A 17,241-nucleotide genomic window follows, 5' to 3' on the forward strand; every position below is an offset into this window, starting at 1 on the left:
TAAAAAGCATGCGGATATAATCCGCATGCTTTTTTAACCTCTTAACACTCGAAGAAGAAACCTAGGCAATTCTAACTGACGCTTCCATCTCCATGGTTCTTTTAATAGTCGATAAAGCCACTCTAAACCAAATTTTTGAAAAACAGCCGGTGCCCGGTTCAATCGTCCTGAAATAACATCAAACGAGCCGCCTACGCCTTGATAAACAGAAGGATTGAGTTTTTCTTTATGAGCAATAATCCAATTTTCTTGCGCTGGACTGCCTAAAGCGACAAACACAATTTCTGCTCCTGAATCATTAATCGTACGTTCAATGACTTCTTCATTTTTTTCATAGCCATTTAATGTTCCAACAATTAAAATCCCTGGAAACATCTCTTCCAATTTAGCTTTGGCTTCATCTGCAATGCCAGGCTTGGCTCCGTATAAAAAAATTCTTTTACCGTTATTAGTTGCTTCTTTGCACAGCTTCAGCATCATATCAATACCCGTTACACGCTCACGAATACGTCCCTTTTTGAGCTTTGAAGCTAAAATCACACCGATTCCATCTGGAATTTGATAAGTCGCTTGATTTAACAGTGACTTTAGTTCCTGATCTTCTTGTGCTTTCATAATTTTTTCAGGATTGATTGCTACAATAAATGATTTTCGGCCTTTATCTATATCCTGAAGTAACTTTGCCGCTAGCTCATCGTACGTGTCGCTACAAACGTCTATTCCTAAGATGTTTTCCTTCATTAAATCACCCGTATGTTGATTTTTTAGTTTTTTACAAACGAAAGACAGGCTGTTCAGCCCGTCTTTTTATAAAGTAGAAACTTTTGAATCACCAAGTAACACTACGTCAAAGCCTGCTGCTTTCCATTGATCACGCTGAATGCAGTTTTTCGTATCAAAAATAATCTTTGTACGCATATGATTTTCAACAGCTGATGGAAGAAGCTCTTTGAACTCATTATGATCTGTTAAAATAAGAATCACATCTGCATGTGCAACAGCTTCATCCAAACTTTGCGTCTGACGTTCGATTTTATTCTCTTTGATATGAGGATCAAATGCTGTGTAATCAACACCTAGCTTTTCTAAGTGATGAAGCACATCCGTTGATGGACTTTCACGCATATCATCAATATTTCCTTTAAAAGCTAAACCTAAAACAGCTACACGTCCATGTTGAATGCCCTTCTCATCTAGTAGGCTTTTCGTTTTTAATGCTGTATATTCAGGCATTGAATCATTTGTCTGACGAGAAAGAGAAATAATTTTCGCAAGTTCTGGCTGAAGCTCCGTTAAGAACCAAGGGTCAACAGCAATACAGTGGCCGCCTACACCAGGACCTGGTAAATGGATGTTTACACGTGGATGATAGTTCGCTAACTTAATCGCTTCCCACGCATTTACACCAATTTTTTCACTGATTTTTGCCAGCTCATTTGCAAAGGCAATGTTCACATCACGATATGTGTTTTCAATTACTTTCACCATTTCAGCTGTTGTAGCATCCGTTACGTGAATATTTCCTTTTACAAATGTTTTATAAAGCTCAACAGTCAAGCGACTGGACTCTTCGTTAATACCACCGACAATACGGTCATTATTTACTAGTTCCTCAAATACTTTTCCTGGAATAACACGTTCAGGTGAGTGAGAAACAAATAACTCACTGCCTAATTCTAAACCAGTTTCTTTTAGCACAGGTAGCATAACGTCTTCTACTGTACGCGGAGGAACTGTGGATTCTAAAATAACTAAATTTCCTTTACGAACGTAAGGAACAATTGATTTTGTCGCTTCTCGAACATAGTTCAAGTTTGCCGTTTTATCTTCATTAATTGGTGATGGTACAGCAATAATAAAAATATCCGCCTCTTCAGCTGTTGTGCCTACCGTAAAGTGGCCGTTGTCAACTGCTGATTCTAAACGTTCTTGTAAGCCATTTTCTTCTATATGAAGTTGCTTATTTTTAATTAATTCTACTGCTTTTTCATTTACGTCAACACCATGTACATATAAGCCGTGATTGGCAAACATAACAGCTGTCGGTAAACCTATATATCCTAAACCAACTACACACAATTTCTTTGTCATTGCAGAAAATCTCCTTTATATGACATGCTTAATAAATAAAACCTATCTGATATTATATCGAAAAATGTCATTTCATGATAGCATTTATATAAAAACATGAAATAATTTCTTTTACTTATTATTATGTAACATTTTATGAGAATTCATCAATAAACGATATAACCATCTTTTGTCCAACGGGCTCTAACCCAAAAGAACTATTGAAAATCTCCATGATTCCCAATAGTTCTCCTAGTAAATCTATTTTTACATATGCCCTTCTTTTTCGACAATTTCTCTAAAATAGCTCACTAACTCTTCTCGCAGCGGTTCTCTTTGTAAGGCTAAATCAATTGTTGCTTTAATGAATCCAAATTTATCTCCAACATCATAACGTTTTCCTTCGAAATAATAAGCAAGAACACGTTGAAATTCATTCAGACGTAAAATAGCATCTGTTAATTGAATTTCTCCACCTGCACCAATCTCTTCTCTGCTTAAGATATCAAAAATTTCCGGTGTTAAAATATAGCGCCCCATAATTGCATAGCCTGAAGGGGCATCTTCTGGATTCGGTTTTTCAACGAGCGTTTCTACGTCTAATAATCCTTTTTCAAGAGGCTCTCCTTTAGGGCCTACAATTCCGTACTTTGAGGTTTCTTTCCTAGGCACCTCCTGTACACCAACTACAGCGCATTCATATTTTTCGTATACGTCCATTAACTGTTTCAAACAAGGTGTTTCTGATTGAACTACATCATCCCCTAGCATAACAGCAAACGGTTCATCTCCGATAAAACTTCTTGCACAGTGAATGGCATGACCTAATCCTTTAGGTTCCTTTTGACGAATGTAGTGAACATTAGCCAAATTCGAAATCCCCTGCACTTCTTCAAGCATGTCCCACTTTTCCTTTGCCGCTAATGTTTCTTCTAGCTCATATGATTTATCAAAATGATCCTCGATTGCTCGTTTTCCGCGACCGCTTACAATTAAAATATCTTCAATACCTGATGCTACTGCTTCTTCCACAATGTATTGAATCGTTGGTTTATCTACAATTGGCAGCATTTCTTTAGGCTGTGCTTTTGTAGCCGGCAAAAAGCGTGTCCCTAATCCAGCTGCTGGAATAATAGCTTTACGAATTTCCACTTACTTTTCCTCCTGTCAATGTCAATCGTGCTTATTGGTTATAGTATAGTAAGTCTTCGATTGAGTATGTACACAAAGTCATCTTGAATCCATTTCTTTTTATAAAGAGTCATGTTGGATTCTGCTTTATCATAACAAAAGATTTTGTATAATTCTATTTTTATCATTTATAATGAAAAGAAAATTAATCACTTATAAATATAATTTTATGTTCCACTTATGTATAGAAAGGAATGGGATTATGAGTTCGTTTTCAGATCACTTACAGCACCAATTTATACATCATTTCCCGTACAGTGATGCACGCTATCGTACAAATGCCCAAGCAGGACTAGACCTTTACCGTACCCATTCATTCTTCATTTTGCACAATGATGAACAGATATTAAACGTTAAAATCGATTCGTTTTATGTTGAACTAAACAAACAGCTGCTCCCTGAAAGTACCTGTTCTTGTCAGCATAACGGATTTTGTGAACACTGCTTTGCAGCGTTTTTTTATATGTATTCATTAATAGAACCGCTTTCGCCCCTATTCAAAGAATGGCGAAACCATGAGAAAGAAGCTTTGACTATGCTATCTGCCAAACAAGTGTTAAAAAAACCCAAGGCAACTTTTCAAGAGTGGAGACAAACTTTTGAGGAGCAGTATACGCTTTTTATGCAGGGGCGGAACGAAAATGACCGGTCCATTTATCATGAATATTATCAGTACTATTACCGTTCTTTAGTGAAAAAAGCTCCTGAGCATCCATTGCTTTATGCTTTATTTTGTATCTATGGAGCGGTTCATACATTTTATAAACTATCAGCTCAATTACAGGCACATCAGCTTTCTACTAACATCGAGGAATCATTCGTATATAGTCACGTCTACAAAATAACAAATGAAATTTATGCTACCGCTGATTCATTAAAGCAAACGAAATACGATCGGGATGCATTATCTATTATAGAGGACAGCATCCCATACATCCGAGAATTATTGCATAATGATATACCTTTACAATATGAGCGTATTGAAATTTATCGGGTTATTTGGCAAAAAGTCTTCACGTTAGAAAGATGGCGAAAAAATGAGGAACGCGAATTAAAAGCCAAGCATGGTTCTTTTATAAATAATACAGCTCTTTCCTATCTTTTATTTCTTCAAGAAAAAGATAGAGAAGCAAAAGAACGTTTGAGCGATGGAACATTACAAATGATTCCCTATCTTATCCCTTGGTTAAATGATTTATTGCACGAAAAAGAAACTGACCGCTTTGCTCAGTGGGGCTCTTATATAATGACCTATATAGGAGATTACGTACGCACCGTTCCAACTACTTATCAAGGAAGCCGAAATATGGTCTCCATGATTGTAAATTTATTTCAGCACTATAAAGACTTAACGAACGAGCAAACTTTGTATACTGAAGCATTGCAAACATTACTTCCCTATAGTTTTATTGAATACAGTGATTTTCTATATGCTTCTAACCAATTAAAAAAATGGGTTGAATTACAGGTGCTTCTTCAATATGACAGCATCAAATATGACGAGCAAACGATAGAGGCCTTAAAACAAAAAGATGAAAAGCTGGTTATTCCTCTTTATCATCAAATGATTTCAAAGCTGATTTATGAAAAAAAGAAAAGCAGTTATCAAGAAGCCTATATCTACTTACAAGAATTAAAAAGACTTTATCTACAAATGAATCGCTCTCTACTATGGGAACATTATATAGAAGAATTAGCGATAAAAACGAAGAAACAGCGCGCATTTCAACAACTATTAGAAAAAGGAGATTTACTGAATGTTTGATTTGTTTCATTTAACACTTGAAGTCGAACCTGTACACGATGACTTTTTTCTCTACTGTGTATCACCTAGCGGCCAAATTTTGCTCCCTGATACATGGAAAGATGCGCTGTTTCTATGGCATGAACAGACCTATTACGGAAGTGAAGCTACACAGGTTGAGATTAATGGAAAAAAAGGAATTCTTCTTTCTTCATGGCAAATGTTCACTTTCATACAATCACCTATTCAACAGCATGTGTTGAAACCGGCTTTGTCCGCTTCAGCGGAAGATTATCAGCAAATTGCAGTCGATATGACAAAGAAGATTATCCAAGGGAAATTTCATTCTCTTCCTTTAAAAAAACAAATGACTGGATCGCTTTCACAAGCTGATGAGCAAGAGTGGCGAGCACAAATTAAAGAGAGCCTATTAAAAAAAGAAGGAAAAGACTTTTTAATAAGCATAGGAGGCGAGAGCTATAATCCTCCCTTTGACCTTTCATTGCGTGTTGTAGAGCCAACGACCGATGGAGATGTATGGACGGCTGAAACATTTGTGATTCCCCACGATGAAGCCAAAGAACCTTTTATACTGGGAAGAACACTTCCTAAAGAGTGGAATCACTACGAATCATATATCGCTTACGAACACGAACGATGGAAAGCATTGGCTCCTACTTTATACCAAAAAGGAGCGTTTATTCAGTCTGTCCTAACAGATGAGGAAGTATGGGAATTTCTAACTCAAGATAGTGCAGCATTGATTGAACAAGGTGTCTCTATCCATTTGCCAAGCTGGTGGGAATCATTAAAAAAAGCCACCATAAAAGTATCTGGCGCTATAGAAAATACTTCATCTGCATTGTTTGGTAAACAAGCTATCAGCAGCTTCCGCTGGTCATTTTCTATTGGCGATCAAACTTTTTCAGAAGAAGAGTTTCGGAAATTAGTCGAACAAAAACGCCGATTATTATCTATTAACGGACAGTGGATTCAACTGGATTCTAGATTAATTAAACAAGCGCAGAAAATTGTTAAAGAAGCTAGTAAAAAAGGCGTCTCAATTCATGAAATTTTAAAAACGAAGCTAACCTACATGGCAGACAGTAAAACTGATGAAGAAGAGGTAAAAGTTGAATTCCAACTCCCCGCTTCCTTTCAATCATTTATTACATCCTTAACGGATTTAGAACGGCTGCCGGAAGTGCTGCCTCCCTCTGAATTTAAAGGGATATTAAGACCTTATCAGCAGCAAGGCTTGAATTGGCTCATGTTTTTGAGAAAGTTTAACTTAGGAGGATGTCTAGCAGATGACATGGGGCTAGGTAAAACCATTCAATTAATTAGTTATTTAACAAACATTCATCAGTTACATAGCTTTCCTTCTCTTATCGTTTGCCCAACTTCTTTAATTGGAAACTGGGAAAAAGAATTACAGAAATTTGCCCCTTCTCTTCGTGTTCATGTTCATTACGGGCCGAAAAGAACCGGCGGAGATGCATTTGAGAAGATATGTGAAAGTACTGACGTGGTGATTACGACTTATCAAGTTGCCCTTTTGGATGTCGAATTGTTGAAAGGGTTTATATGGAACAGCATTTCCTTAGACGAAGCGCAACATGTTAAAAACCCGCAGACTAAACAGGCGAGAGCCATTCGTCAGCTGCAAGGAAGACACAAAATTGCGCTTACTGGAACTCCAATTGAAAACCGTCTGCTGGAACTATGGTCATTATTTGAATTCATCAATCCCGGTTACTTAGGAACAATCAATTCATTTAAAAACCGATTTGTAGCCGGCATTGAAAAAGGCGAGAAACCTGAACGAACTGTTGAGCTTAAAGCACTCATTCAACCTTTCTTATTGAGAAGAACAAAACAAGATAAAAGCATCGCCCGCTCACTGCCTGATAAACAAGAACAAAAAGAATATATCCCGCTGACAGCGGAACAAGCTTCACTTTACCAGGAGCTAGTTCAAGAAATGCTTCAAGAAACAGAGGAAAAAACAGGATTTGAACGAAAAGGCATGATTTTGCAAACACTAAATAAGCTAAAATTATTATGCAATCATCCAGCTTTGTACTTAAAGGAAAGTGCAGCTAAACAAACGGTACGGCGATCTCATAAAAGTGAAAAAATTATTGAACTCGTAGAGAGCATTCGCACACAGCAAGAAAGCTGTTTAATCTTTACTCAGTATATTGAAACAGGACTCATGCTACAACGAACCTTAGAAAAAGAAATCAACGAGCCGGTTTTATTCCTTCACGGAAGCTTGTCAAAAGAGCAAAGAGATGAAATGGTTGCTCAATTTCAAGCAAGGAAAAAAGCCATCTTTATCCTTTCTCTTCGCGCAGGTGGAACTGGATTGAATTTAACAGCTGCAAATCACGTTATTCATTTTGACCGATGGTGGAACCCAGCCGTTGAAAACCAGGCAACCGATCGGGCCCATCGCATTGGTCAGAATAAATTTGTTCATGTTCATAAATTCATTACAAGAGGAACGATTGAAGAAAAAATTGATGAAGTGATCAATCAAAAACAACATCTCAACAATGAACTCATCCAAGGAGATCAATGGGTAACAGAACTTTCGAATAAAGAGCTACAAGAGCTTCTTGCTTACAGAAATGAATAAGAAAAATTATAAAATGTGTTACACCGTTACCAAAAAGAGGACTTTTTTACTTGTCCTCTTTTTTTATTAGATCATTCGACACAAAAAAATAAGTGTAAATCGTTCTTCAACTACTGATAAAGATACAAAAAACGCGATAAATATCGTTTTTTGAATAAAAAGGTATTTTTATAGCGAAAAAGACCCTTTACTTTCTCTTTAAATTCCAGCATATTTATACATATAATATTTTTGTAATTTAATAGACATATTGGAAAAATAAACACGAAACATTTACATAATTAGGGGGATTTATTAATGAAAAAAAGGCAGCTCGCTTTATCTCTAGGCGCCATTGTTGGCGGGACATTCTTATATCAAGCTTCAGCTGAAGCATCTGCTTCAACTGTTCAAGTGAAAGCTGGAGATACACTTTGGTCGTTATCTACTAAATATCATACAACGGTAGAAGCTTTAAAAAGCGTAAATAAGTTATCTTCAAATACAATTCACATAGGACAAACGTTATCGATTCCTTCTGCTTCAACCTCTCAACCATCTAATAAGGAAGAAAAGCCTTCAGCTCCTGCTACTGGTTCAACCTACAAAGTTCAAAGCGGCGATACCCTTTGGAAAGTGGCTACTCGTTTTAATATGAGCGTAGAAGAATTAAAACGTTTGAACACTCTTTCTTCCAACATCATTTATATTAACCAAACGTTAAAAGTAAATGGAAGCAACAGCGCATCGACTCCAACTACGAGTAAACCAGCAGAAACTCCTTCTAAGGATGCAAACGGAACTTACAAAGTTCAGCGTGGAGATAGCCTGTCTAAAATAGCTTCGGCATTTCACATGAGCGTCAGCGAATTAAAACAAATAAATGGATTAACGTCTAATACGATTTATGTAAATCAACAATTAAAGGTATCAAAAAGCGCCCAAACAACTACGCCAACAACAAAACCAAGTACATCAACACCTTCAACTTCTAGCGGAACATTAAATGTATCGCAAATGATTTCAGATGCAAAACGTTATATGGGTGTTCCTTACAAATGGGGTGGCACAACTCCTTCTGGTTTCGACTGCAGCGGATTCATTTATTACGTAATGAAACAACAAATTTCTACAACGCGCTATACGACGGCTGGTTATTGGAGTGTATCAACACCCGTAAGTAATCCACAGCCTGGTGACCTAGTGTTTTTTAATACATATTCTAGCGGCCCTACACATATGGGCATTTACCTTGGTAATCGTCAATTTATTCATGCTGGATCTTCTACCGGTGTAACCATTGCAAGCTTAGATAACAGCTACTGGAGCAAGCGCTACTTAGGTGCAAAAAGGTTTGCTAAATAACTGATAGAAGCTGAGACAAGAGTATGTTAGCTGAAGGAAGATCCGAATGAGTTTGATTCTTGAGGGAGAATCAAACTCGTTCGGATCTTTTCATTAAAAAAACCGTTAAATAATTTAACGGCTGAAATAGAGGAATAATTCGGGGATAGTGAATACTTTAATTTTCTCTCTTGAGAATATAGAAAGAGCCTTGCTCTTAAGGAGGATCTATCTTCTATTATGATAGATAAGGGGAATTAAAACTTTAGCTGAACTAATCACCCCCTTTCATACTAGATCACTTTATTCTTCTTGTTGATTTGAACCAAATGAAGAAGAATCAGATGGCTTTCCACTTAAAAATTTAACCGCATCAGCCACAACGTCGGTCATATATACTCGTTGCTGAAGATTATTTTCAAATGTGCGCGTTTGTACACGCCCTACCACGCCTACAACCGCTCCTTTATCACAGTAAGCAGCTGTATTTTCTGCATTTTTTCTCCACAGAGTAATGTTGACAAAATCAGCATCATATTCACCTTCAACATTTCGAAACGTTCGATTAATTGCTAACGTAATAGTAGATACGGCAATCCCTTCATGGGTATATCGAAGCTCCGGCTTTTTTGTCAGTCTTCCTACAAGAACAACATGGTTAATCATAGTCTACCACTCCAACTGATTGAATAATGGGAATCTTTAAGCTCATTCATGTTATAATATGGATAACCTACTATTTACGTAAAGGAGGAAACATCAATGAAAACATTTAAACTTGTGTCATTTCAATTGGTTGATGATCAAGAAAAGCGTCAGTCTGTCTCACTAACTAATGGCCTTATTATTAATAAAGAAGACGGCGAAAATAACTGGATTTTAGAAGCAGTTATCGATAAGAAATGGTACGATGAATTTCATGTTTTGTTGAAAGATAAACAAAAAGTGACGGTAGAAGCTAAAATTACGAAAGAAACAAATGATCCAGCTACCTTTATAGCTACCGTGGCTTCCATTACTTCAATTGGTGAAAATCGTATTAGTTTGTTGATGAAAGGTGTTTTAAAAGAACGGAGACTTCATTATGCTGAAATGCTCTTAGAGGATTTAATTAACCAAGGGTTATCAGGTCAAGATTTACTTCAACAGTTCAAACTGCAGCTTCGAAACAGACCGGTAAAAAGTACATCTAAAAAATAAGTCAAGTCATCTCAAGGTGTCTGGATTTAAAAGAGAGGATTATTGTTTGAGGTCTTTTTCGTTGGTCCATGAGAAGGGTAAAGAAAAGAGAACTCACTGGAGAGGTACCTTTCTTTTTTTCCTAAAAATAAATGTGCATGACTAGAACGTTTGAAGCGATTATCTCTTATTCGAGCACCTTGCCTTTTCAAATAAAAATTTGTCATTTTTTCACTCCTTTTTCTTTGTAATTCGTATATTAATGCATTTTTCCCCGTTATTCAACCATTTTTTTCAATATACCGAACAAAAAATAGGATTTTTTTACTATAAAAACCTCTATTTTTGTTCTTTTTTTTATATCCATGCAGAAAAATGAATCTTTTTAGAGAAAAAAAAGAAATAAAAACAGGTTTTATTCCCTCTATTGCAGAAAGTAAAGTGTATATGTTTCATATTGTGCAAATTAAGCATGTTACAAAGAACATGAACTACATTCGAACAATAAGACATATACTTATCTTTACGAAATCAGGTGATGCATATGAAAGATTTTGGAGAAAGAATTAAACATTTCAGACTAAAAGGAGGATTTTCACAAGAAGAATTAGCAAATCAGTTGAATGTTTCTCGTACAACTATTTCAAAATGGGAATGTTCGAAACAAACGCCTTCCATTTTTGATTTTCTATCTCTATGTAATTGTTTTCAAATTACGCTCGACCAACTTATTGAGCCTTCCTCTTATAAACAAGATTATTTACATGACTTCCAACTTCTTTACTTAACAAGAAAACGTGAATCGGATTCACAGGAAAATACCATTTTAACCCTCATAGATAAACAGCCCTTATTAAAACATGTGCTCTTACAATTTTCATCTCTGTCACCAACTCTTCAAAAAGAGTTGCTAACGGATATTATACCTTTATTAAAGAAACTTTTTTCTGCTTTGCAGCGCCAATAAAAAAAGCTGCATCAGCAGCTCTTATGTACTATTCTTTTTTATCGCCTAAAGCAAACATAATATCTGTTTCGCAGACTAACTCTCCATCTACAGTTGCGATACCTTTTCCTTTGCCAATAGATCCACGCGCACGTACAATTTCAACCTCTAAACGCAGTTGATCACCAGGTCTTACTTGCTTTTTAAAACGGCAGTTGTCAATGCCTGCAAAAAATGCTAAACGTCCTTGATTTTCCTCTTTTTTTAGCATAGCTACTGCTCCTACCTGAGCCAAAGCTTCTACAATTAAAACCCCTGGCATCACAGGATAGTCAGGGAAATGCCCGTTAAAAAATTCTTCATTGGCAGATACGTTTTTTAAACCAACTGCTTTCTTTCCCTCTTCCACTTCTAAAATACGATCGACCAATAAAAATGGATATCGGTGTGGAATAATTTCTTTAATTTGTTCAATATCAAGCATAAATAAGTCTCCTTTCAAACCGCATGTAACATACGATACTATTATCAATATACAGAATGCTCAATTGAGAAGCAACTACTTGCTTAAGCTCTGATTCCATTCACCAAGCCCATCATTTGGTCTGCAATTGAAATAGAGCGGGAATTAAACTGATACGCACGTTGGGCAATGGACATATCAGTGAGTTCTTTGCTCAAATCTACATTTGACTGTTCCAATTTCCCTTGATCTACGCCTGCTGTTTCTCGAGCTTTTCCAGTCAGATCTGTAAACATATTCGGTTGGTTCATCCCAGCTGGAAAAGCAAATAGATTTTCTCCTTTAGCTTCTAGCTCCTGCGGCTTTTGGACATTTGTTAACCCAAGGGTAAACTGGTCAACGCCCGTATTCGTAGTAACCGTTATCGTTCCACTTCCATCAATCTGTATATCTTTAAATGCGTTACTGAAAATAATAGCTTGACCATTTTCCCCCAGCACATCCTGGCCAGAACCGTTTACTAATTTAACATTGTTGGGGCCTTCAGGCCTAAGGTGAAATGAACCATCTCGCGTATATTGTACAGGCTGTTCGGAATCGTTTACGGCAACTTGAAAATAAACGTTTGGATTTGATGCAGCTACATCTAATGGTTTGTCTGTATTTTCAAAAGCACCTTGCGTCATATTTAAGCGTGTTTGGTCTAGATAAGCTCCTGAACCTTGTCGAATTCCAGACGGTGTAAGCCGCTTTTCTGTTCCCTGGTCTACTTGATTATTTACTTGTTGATACAGCATATCGTTAAATGAAGCGTCTCTCGATTTATATCCTGTCGTATTTGTATTAGATAAATTGTGACTGATGACATCAAGCTGCTGCTGTAGCTGCCCCATTGTATTAGCCGCTGTTATCATTGTACGGTTCATTCTCTTCATCTCCCCTGTTGCTTTTAGCGCACACGTCCAATTTCATTTGCCGCTTTATCCATGCTTCTATCGTAAGCTTGCATTATTTTTTGATTTGCTTCAAAAGCTCTGTAAGCTGTTAGTAAATCCGTCATACTTTGAGCAGCATCTACATTGGAACGTTCAACAAATCCTTGCTTTAACTGATAAGAAATGCCTGGATTATTTCTTGCTGAAGGCAAGGACTGATTGTTCAACGTTTCATACAATCCATTCCCTGCCTTTTTAATCGTTTGTAAATCACTAGAATAAGCAATACCGATTTGTGCAATCTGCTGATTATTTTCCGTTACGTTACCCTGTGAATCAACTGTAAAGTTTTCACTTTTCAGTTGAATTGGCTGATTATTTGTATTTAATACATAAGCTCCCGTAGACGTAGTTAAAAACCCTTCTTGATCTAATGTAAAATTACTGTTTCTTGTATATTGAGGCGTATTATTAGGGCTTTGTACCACAAAAAATAGGCCGCCCTCTTTTGTAGGCATATTTTGCTCCATCAATGCAATATCAGTTGATTGAGACGTTTGCTGAAGATCACCTTGTGTAAAATTTGGAACTGTTTCTTGCATATACACACCCGTATTAATTGTACCTATGTCTTTTTTGTTCTGAACAGAGATGTTACGGTCAGTGGGTAAATCTTCAGATTCCATTCGCTGCAGTAACATATCAGGAAATGCCTTTAACGTACCTTGATCTGCTTTAAATCCTGGCGTATTAGCATTTGCTATGTTATTCGTTAATAAGTCAGTTTGACGCTGCTGAGACAGCATACCCGCTGCTGCCGTGTAAAACCCTTTAAACATACTTCATCCTCCTTACAAGTAAACGTTGTTCGTTATAGCCGGCTGACAGAGTATAATAAATAAAAGAAGAGACTCCTCTGTATGAAACGAGCCAATAGAGGAGTCTTCATTTATTTAAACAATATTGCGACGAGATAGTTTATCAATATTATCAAGCATAATACCTGTTCCAACAGCTACACAACCCATTGGATTTTCTGCAATTAGCACAGGCACCTTTAATTCTTCCGCTAACAGCTGATCCATACCGTGAAGCAATGCTCCACCGCCAGTTAAAATAACGCCTCTGTCTATAATATCGGCAGAAAGTTCGGGAGGTGTACGCTCTAATACACTTTTCGAAGCTTGTACAATGACGCTGACAGACTCTCTAAGTGCCTCCTCTACTTCCTCAGAATAAACAGTAACCGTACGAGGTAAGCCTGAAACCATGTCTCGCCCTCGAATGTCCAGCTCTTCATTACGAGCTTTAGGAAACACTGTGCCAATTTTCACTTTAATTTCTTCTGCTGTACGCTCTCCAATTAAGAGCTTATATTTTTGTTTAATGTACTGCAAAATTTCCGCATCAAAACGATCACCAGCCATCTTAATAGAAGCTGCTGTTACAATATCGCCCATTGAAAGGACAGCCACATCGGTTGTACCTCCACCAATATCTACGACCATGTTTCCGCTCGGCTGAAAGATATCCATTCCAGCGCCAATAGCCGCGACTTTTGGTTCTTCTTCCAAATAAATGGTTTTTCCACCGCTTTTTTCAGCAGCTTCGCGAATTGCTTTTTGTTCAACAGAGGTAATATTTGTTGGACAACAAATTAAAATACGAGGCTTGGATAAAAAACCTTTTACATTTAATTTATTAATAAAGTGTTTGAGCATAGACTCGGTAATTTCGAAGTCAGCGATAACGCCATCTTTTAATGGACGAATGGCAATAATATTACTGGGCGTTCTTCCTACCATACGTCTCGCTTCTTCCCCTACTGCTAGCACTCTATTTGTATTTTTATCAATCGCCACAACAGACGGTTCATTTAACACAATTCCTTTGCCTTTAACGTGAATTAAGACGTTAGCTGTACCTAAATCGATACCAATGTCTTTTGCTAACATACCTTAAATCCTCCTTCTATTTACATATCTTTGCATGATAACCATTCTTTTTTCCTAATTTACTATTTTATCACAATTTGTATATGTATGTTGTTATTAGCAAAAATATTTATTATATACCTATTTTATCCAAAAATTAAAATGCCCTATACTACCTCTATAAAAAAGGCAATATCGGGCATTCTTTTACTTTACAGTTTCTTCTTCTTTTTTGTACTTTAATTTTGTTGCTTCTCCTCCACGCAAATGCCGAATAGATTTATGGTAATCAAGAATTTCTTTTACTTCATTTGCTAACTCAGGATTTATTTCTGGTAGACGCTCTGTTAAATCTTTATGGACAGTACTTTTCGAAACGCCAAATTCTTTCGCAATTACACGAACTGTTTTCTTTGTTTCTACAATATACTTTCCAATCTTGATAGTTCTCTCTTTGATGTAATCGTGCACACTACTCGCCCTCCCCAAATTGGATATGAGAAGTATCCAAGGGAATGTATATATTATCCCTTTTCTAACATTCTCTTTATAGGTTTGTAACAGTTTATTAGCTTGTGTGCAGATATATGCTAGAAAAGTCAGTAAGGACAAGTGATTTCTTATATTTTTTTGAAAATTTAGTGTTTTTTATTTACTTTTTTAACATAATGCATCTCATTTTAGAAAAATTCATAAAAAAAGAAGCTCGGTTTTATCCAGCTTCTTTTCGTATTTATGGTCTTGCTTTATGCATTTGGTTTAGACGTATCTGTTGAAGGTTGTTTTGAATCTTTATCTTCTTTAGTCTTTTCATCAGATGATTTTTCGCTATCCTTTGATTCTTCAGAAGAAGAGTCGTCTTTTGGTTCTGTCACTTCAGCTGCTTTGACTTCTTTGATAGAACTAACCGATTTTCCAAAATAACTGCTTGGATTAATTGCTACACCATCTTTACGAACTTCAAAGTGCACATGTGTTTTTGCTTCTTGATTATATAAGCTTTTTCCAGCTTTTGCGATCGTTTGGCCTTGTTTAACAATATCTCCTACTTCTACATCAGCTTTCTCAAGAGATTGATACTGTGTTACTAAACCATCTTTGTGATCAATTTCTACTACATAACCTAGTAAAGGATCTTTTGTTGCTTTTGTTACTGTACCGCTAGCTGCTGCTACAACATCAAATGATTTATCTCCCTTAACAGCTAAATCAACACCTGTGTTTGGATGATACGTATTGTTGTAGAAAACTAGTGCTTCTTCTTGTTGTTTTTCAGATGCTTGATCGTCGTAGAAAGGCTTTTTCACGATAGCTGATGCTTCACTAGCAACTGGCGTTTTTAAATTTTCAAGCGAAGCATTTACCTCTACAGCGTCGTCTCGATAAGCCGTACCGTCTTGGCTATAGCCGCTTTTGTCTTCTTTGCTAATATCATTTCCATTAGCTTGAAACCAAAGGACTGCTGTAAGAATAATTGCTGCACTCGCTAAATAAATAGCCGGGAACACCCAACGCTTTCTAACTAATTTTTGAACTTTCGATTTTGGAGAAGTACGTTTCTTTTCTTCCTCTCTCATATATCATCACCTCAGCAATCAGTCTGAACACAATTGAATGAATATATACACAGCGATAAAAAATTTTTTTCGATTATTTTTCAACAGATGAATCTAAAATATACATTTTATTTAAAAAAAGTGAAAAACATAAAAAAGACCCTGCTATAAGGGTCGTTGAATTAGCGTTTAGCTGTCAATTGTGCAACAAACTGATCGTTAGGAGTAATTGCAACACCTGTATAATAATGAGTAACAATATCTTTATACGTTTTTCCTTCCAGTGCCATACCATTTGCTCCGTACTGACTCATCCCAATACCATGTCCATATCCTTTTGTATTGATGATAATTTCATTCCCTTTTTTTGTCCAATGAAAGTCGGCTGACGATAAATCCAGTTTTTCCCGAACATCTTTTCCCGACAGTTCTTTACCGTTTATCTTTACGTAATCTACGCGCTGCCCCGGCGTTCTAGAGACGATTTCACCTACTGATCCACTGTTTGTTAATTTCACTCCAAGCCTCTGTTCAAAGCTAGCAACAGACATTACTTTCTGATTTGTAAATTCAGGAGACTTTTTATCCCATGGACTAGCTACACTTTTTAGATAAGGAATGGAATTCTTCCAATACGCTTCTGAATTTTCAGTGTAACCATTGCTGGTAGAAAAGAACGTAGCATTAATTGGCTTATTTTTATACGTAAGAATTTGACCTTGGGTGTCCTTCACTGCTTCTTGAATTTTTTTGATTTTCCAATCATAGTCTTTGTTCCATCGGCTTCTTAGCTCATCTTTATTTAAATATACTTGGTACTCTACGGTATCAGTCACATCCGCTCCTTGGGGAAGATGACTATTTCCATTCATCATAGTTTGCACAATATAGGTTCTGGCTGCCAAACTTTGAGCCTTAAGTGCTTCAAGTTCAAAAGTAGCAGGCATTTCAGCTGCTACTACCCCTACAAGATAGTCTTCGAGCGGCAGTTTTTCTACTTTTTTCGTTTCCGTACGATAAACACTGACATCAAGAGGAGACGCTGTCACTTTTTGTAGTTTTTCGGTTTTTGGGGTCTGTTTGACATTTTCATGTAGCTTTCCATCTGTCTTTTCAGTAAAAGGAACAACGAGAAGTGTTGGGATGAGTAACACAACGAAAAAAAAGATGACTCCTAGTACGACGATTGGCTTTGCTTGTTTCATGAACGCCTAGCCTCCATATCTATTATTTTGACAAGGAACACCTATATCCCT

General features: G+C 36.7%; 16 protein-coding genes. 5 read left to right on the forward strand and 11 right to left on the reverse strand.

Annotated features, from left to right (window positions below):
* Positions 1-33: 33 nt before the first annotated feature.
* The 3 genes from MKX72_RS25890 to galU all read right to left on the reverse strand — a co-directional run bounded on the left by MKX72_RS25890 (position 34) and on the right by galU (position 3,222).
* On the reverse strand, positions 34-741 hold the full coding sequence (locus MKX72_RS25890; protein WP_028412003.1) for a WecB/TagA/CpsF family glycosyltransferase: 708 nt from the start codon (positions 739-741) through the stop codon (positions 34-36).
* 66 nt (positions 742-807) lie between these two features.
* Positions 808-2,091, reverse strand: coding sequence for a nucleotide sugar dehydrogenase (locus MKX72_RS25895; RefSeq protein ID WP_028412002.1), 1,284 nt, complete (start codon positions 2,089-2,091; stop codon positions 808-810).
* Positions 2,092-2,337: 246 nt separating this feature from the next.
* Positions 2,338-3,222: a UTP--glucose-1-phosphate uridylyltransferase GalU gene (galU, locus tag MKX72_RS25900; RefSeq protein WP_155008471.1), complete on the reverse strand. Its 885-nt coding sequence runs from the start codon at positions 3,220-3,222 to the stop codon at positions 2,338-2,340.
* A gap of 241 nt (positions 3,223-3,463) precedes the next feature.
* On the opposite strand from galU, the gene MKX72_RS25905 reads away from it, so the two are divergent.
* The 3 genes from MKX72_RS25905 to MKX72_RS25915 all read left to right on the forward strand — a co-directional run bounded on the left by MKX72_RS25905 (position 3,464) and on the right by MKX72_RS25915 (position 8,993).
* The gene (locus MKX72_RS25905; RefSeq protein ID WP_048021738.1) at positions 3,464-5,026 is read left to right on the forward strand and encodes a hypothetical protein; all 1,563 of its coding nucleotides are present in this window, start codon (positions 3,464-3,466) and stop codon (positions 5,024-5,026) included.
* Positions 5,019-7,649 (forward strand): DEAD/DEAH box helicase, encoded by a 2,631-nt coding sequence (locus tag MKX72_RS25910; protein ID WP_033580403.1) that lies wholly within the window; start codon positions 5,019-5,021, stop codon positions 7,647-7,649. The genes MKX72_RS25905 and MKX72_RS25910 overlap by 8 nt, the downstream gene beginning before the upstream one ends.
* Before the next feature lie 297 nt (positions 7,650-7,946).
* The gene (locus MKX72_RS25915) at positions 7,947-8,993 is read left to right on the forward strand and encodes a C40 family peptidase (protein ID WP_047749581.1); all 1,047 of its coding nucleotides are present in this window, start codon (positions 7,947-7,949) and stop codon (positions 8,991-8,993) included.
* Between the two features lie 282 nt (positions 8,994-9,275).
* On the opposite strand, the gene ssb is transcribed toward MKX72_RS25915, so the two are convergent.
* The gene (gene ssb / locus MKX72_RS25920; protein WP_063248419.1) at positions 9,276-9,638 is read right to left on the reverse strand and encodes a single-stranded DNA-binding protein; all 363 of its coding nucleotides are present in this window, start codon (positions 9,636-9,638) and stop codon (positions 9,276-9,278) included.
* 96 nt (positions 9,639-9,734) lie between these two features.
* Between ssb and MKX72_RS25925 the strand changes: the two genes are divergently transcribed.
* Together MKX72_RS25925 and MKX72_RS25930 are read left to right on the forward strand one after the other, a co-directional pair.
* Positions 9,735-10,172, forward strand: coding sequence for a YwpF-like family protein (locus tag MKX72_RS25925; RefSeq protein ID WP_028411996.1), 438 nt, complete (start codon positions 9,735-9,737; stop codon positions 10,170-10,172).
* A 523-nt stretch (positions 10,173-10,695) separates the two neighbouring features.
* On the forward strand, positions 10,696-11,118 hold the full coding sequence (locus tag MKX72_RS25930) for a helix-turn-helix domain-containing protein (protein WP_028411995.1): 423 nt from the start codon (positions 10,696-10,698) through the stop codon (positions 11,116-11,118).
* A gap of 28 nt (positions 11,119-11,146) precedes the next feature.
* Here MKX72_RS25930 and fabZ read toward each other — a convergent pair whose 3' ends face one another.
* The 7 genes from fabZ to spoIID all read right to left on the reverse strand — a co-directional run bounded on the left by fabZ (position 11,147) and on the right by spoIID (position 17,190).
* Complete coding sequence (gene fabZ / locus MKX72_RS25935; RefSeq protein ID WP_013059788.1) at positions 11,147-11,581, reverse strand: 3-hydroxyacyl-ACP dehydratase FabZ; 435 nt, start codon at positions 11,579-11,581, stop codon at positions 11,147-11,149.
* Between the two features lie 83 nt (positions 11,582-11,664).
* Positions 11,665-12,486 carry a flagellar hook-basal body protein gene (locus MKX72_RS25940; RefSeq protein ID WP_033580402.1) on the reverse strand — a complete coding sequence of 274 codons (822 nt, stop codon included), beginning with the start codon at positions 12,484-12,486 and terminating at the stop codon, positions 11,665-11,667.
* 23 nt (positions 12,487-12,509) lie between these two features.
* Positions 12,510-13,334 (reverse strand): flagellar hook-basal body protein, encoded by an 825-nt coding sequence (locus MKX72_RS25945; protein WP_033580401.1) that lies wholly within the window; start codon positions 13,332-13,334, stop codon positions 12,510-12,512.
* Between the two features lie 114 nt (positions 13,335-13,448).
* A complete protein-coding gene (locus MKX72_RS25950; RefSeq protein ID WP_013059791.1) occupies positions 13,449-14,450 on the reverse strand; it encodes a rod shape-determining protein in 1,002 nt (333 codons plus the stop codon).
* A 186-nt stretch (positions 14,451-14,636) separates the two neighbouring features.
* Positions 14,637-14,900: a sporulation transcriptional regulator SpoIIID gene (gene spoIIID / locus MKX72_RS25955; protein WP_013059792.1), complete on the reverse strand. Its 264-nt coding sequence runs from the start codon at positions 14,898-14,900 to the stop codon at positions 14,637-14,639.
* Between the two features lie 275 nt (positions 14,901-15,175).
* Positions 15,176-16,006 (reverse strand): M23 family metallopeptidase, encoded by an 831-nt coding sequence (locus MKX72_RS25960; RefSeq protein ID WP_034263682.1) that lies wholly within the window; start codon positions 16,004-16,006, stop codon positions 15,176-15,178.
* 161 nt (positions 16,007-16,167) lie between these two features.
* Positions 16,168-17,190, reverse strand: coding sequence for a stage II sporulation protein D (spoIID, locus tag MKX72_RS25965; protein WP_028411991.1), 1,023 nt, complete (start codon positions 17,188-17,190; stop codon positions 16,168-16,170).
* Between the last annotated feature and the right edge of the window lie 51 nt (positions 17,191-17,241).

This window comes from Priestia sp. FSL R5-0597 (assembly GCF_038006305.1).
Classification (GTDB): Bacteria; Bacillota; Bacilli; order Bacillales; family Bacillaceae_H; genus Priestia; species Priestia zanthoxyli.

Coding starts and splice junctions, on each gene's coding strand:
- MKX72_RS25945 (WP_033580401.1), bottom strand. CDS start 13,334: ATGTTTAAAGGGTTTTACACGGCAGCAGCGGGTATGCTGTCTCAGCAG.
- MKX72_RS25940 (WP_033580402.1), bottom strand. CDS start 12,486: ATGAACCGTACAATGATAACAGCGGCTAATACAATGGGGCAGCTACAG.
- MKX72_RS25895 (WP_028412002.1), bottom strand. CDS start 2,091: ATGACAAAGAAATTGTGTGTAGTTGGTTTAGGATATATAGGTTTACCG.
- fabZ (WP_013059788.1), bottom strand. CDS start 11,581: ATGCTTGATATTGAACAAATTAAAGAAATTATTCCACACCGATATCCA.
- MKX72_RS25950 (WP_013059791.1), bottom strand. CDS start 14,450: ATGTTAGCAAAAGACATTGGTATCGATTTAGGTACAGCTAACGTCTTA.
- spoIID (WP_028411991.1), bottom strand. CDS start 17,190: ATGAAACAAGCAAAGCCAATCGTCGTACTAGGAGTCATCTTTTTTTTC.
- MKX72_RS25910 (WP_033580403.1), top strand. CDS start 5,019: ATGTTTGATTTGTTTCATTTAACACTTGAAGTCGAACCTGTACACGAT.
- MKX72_RS25905 (WP_048021738.1), top strand. CDS start 3,464: ATGAGTTCGTTTTCAGATCACTTACAGCACCAATTTATACATCATTTC.
- ssb (WP_063248419.1), bottom strand. CDS start 9,638: ATGATTAACCATGTTGTTCTTGTAGGAAGACTGACAAAAAAGCCGGAG.
- MKX72_RS25960 (WP_034263682.1), bottom strand. CDS start 16,006: ATGAGAGAGGAAGAAAAGAAACGTACTTCTCCAAAATCGAAAGTTCAA.
- MKX72_RS25890 (WP_028412003.1), bottom strand. CDS start 741: ATGAAGGAAAACATCTTAGGAATAGACGTTTGTAGCGACACGTACGAT.
- MKX72_RS25930 (WP_028411995.1), top strand. CDS start 10,696: ATGAAAGATTTTGGAGAAAGAATTAAACATTTCAGACTAAAAGGAGGA.
- MKX72_RS25925 (WP_028411996.1), top strand. CDS start 9,735: ATGAAAACATTTAAACTTGTGTCATTTCAATTGGTTGATGATCAAGAA.
- MKX72_RS25915 (WP_047749581.1), top strand. CDS start 7,947: ATGAAAAAAAGGCAGCTCGCTTTATCTCTAGGCGCCATTGTTGGCGGG.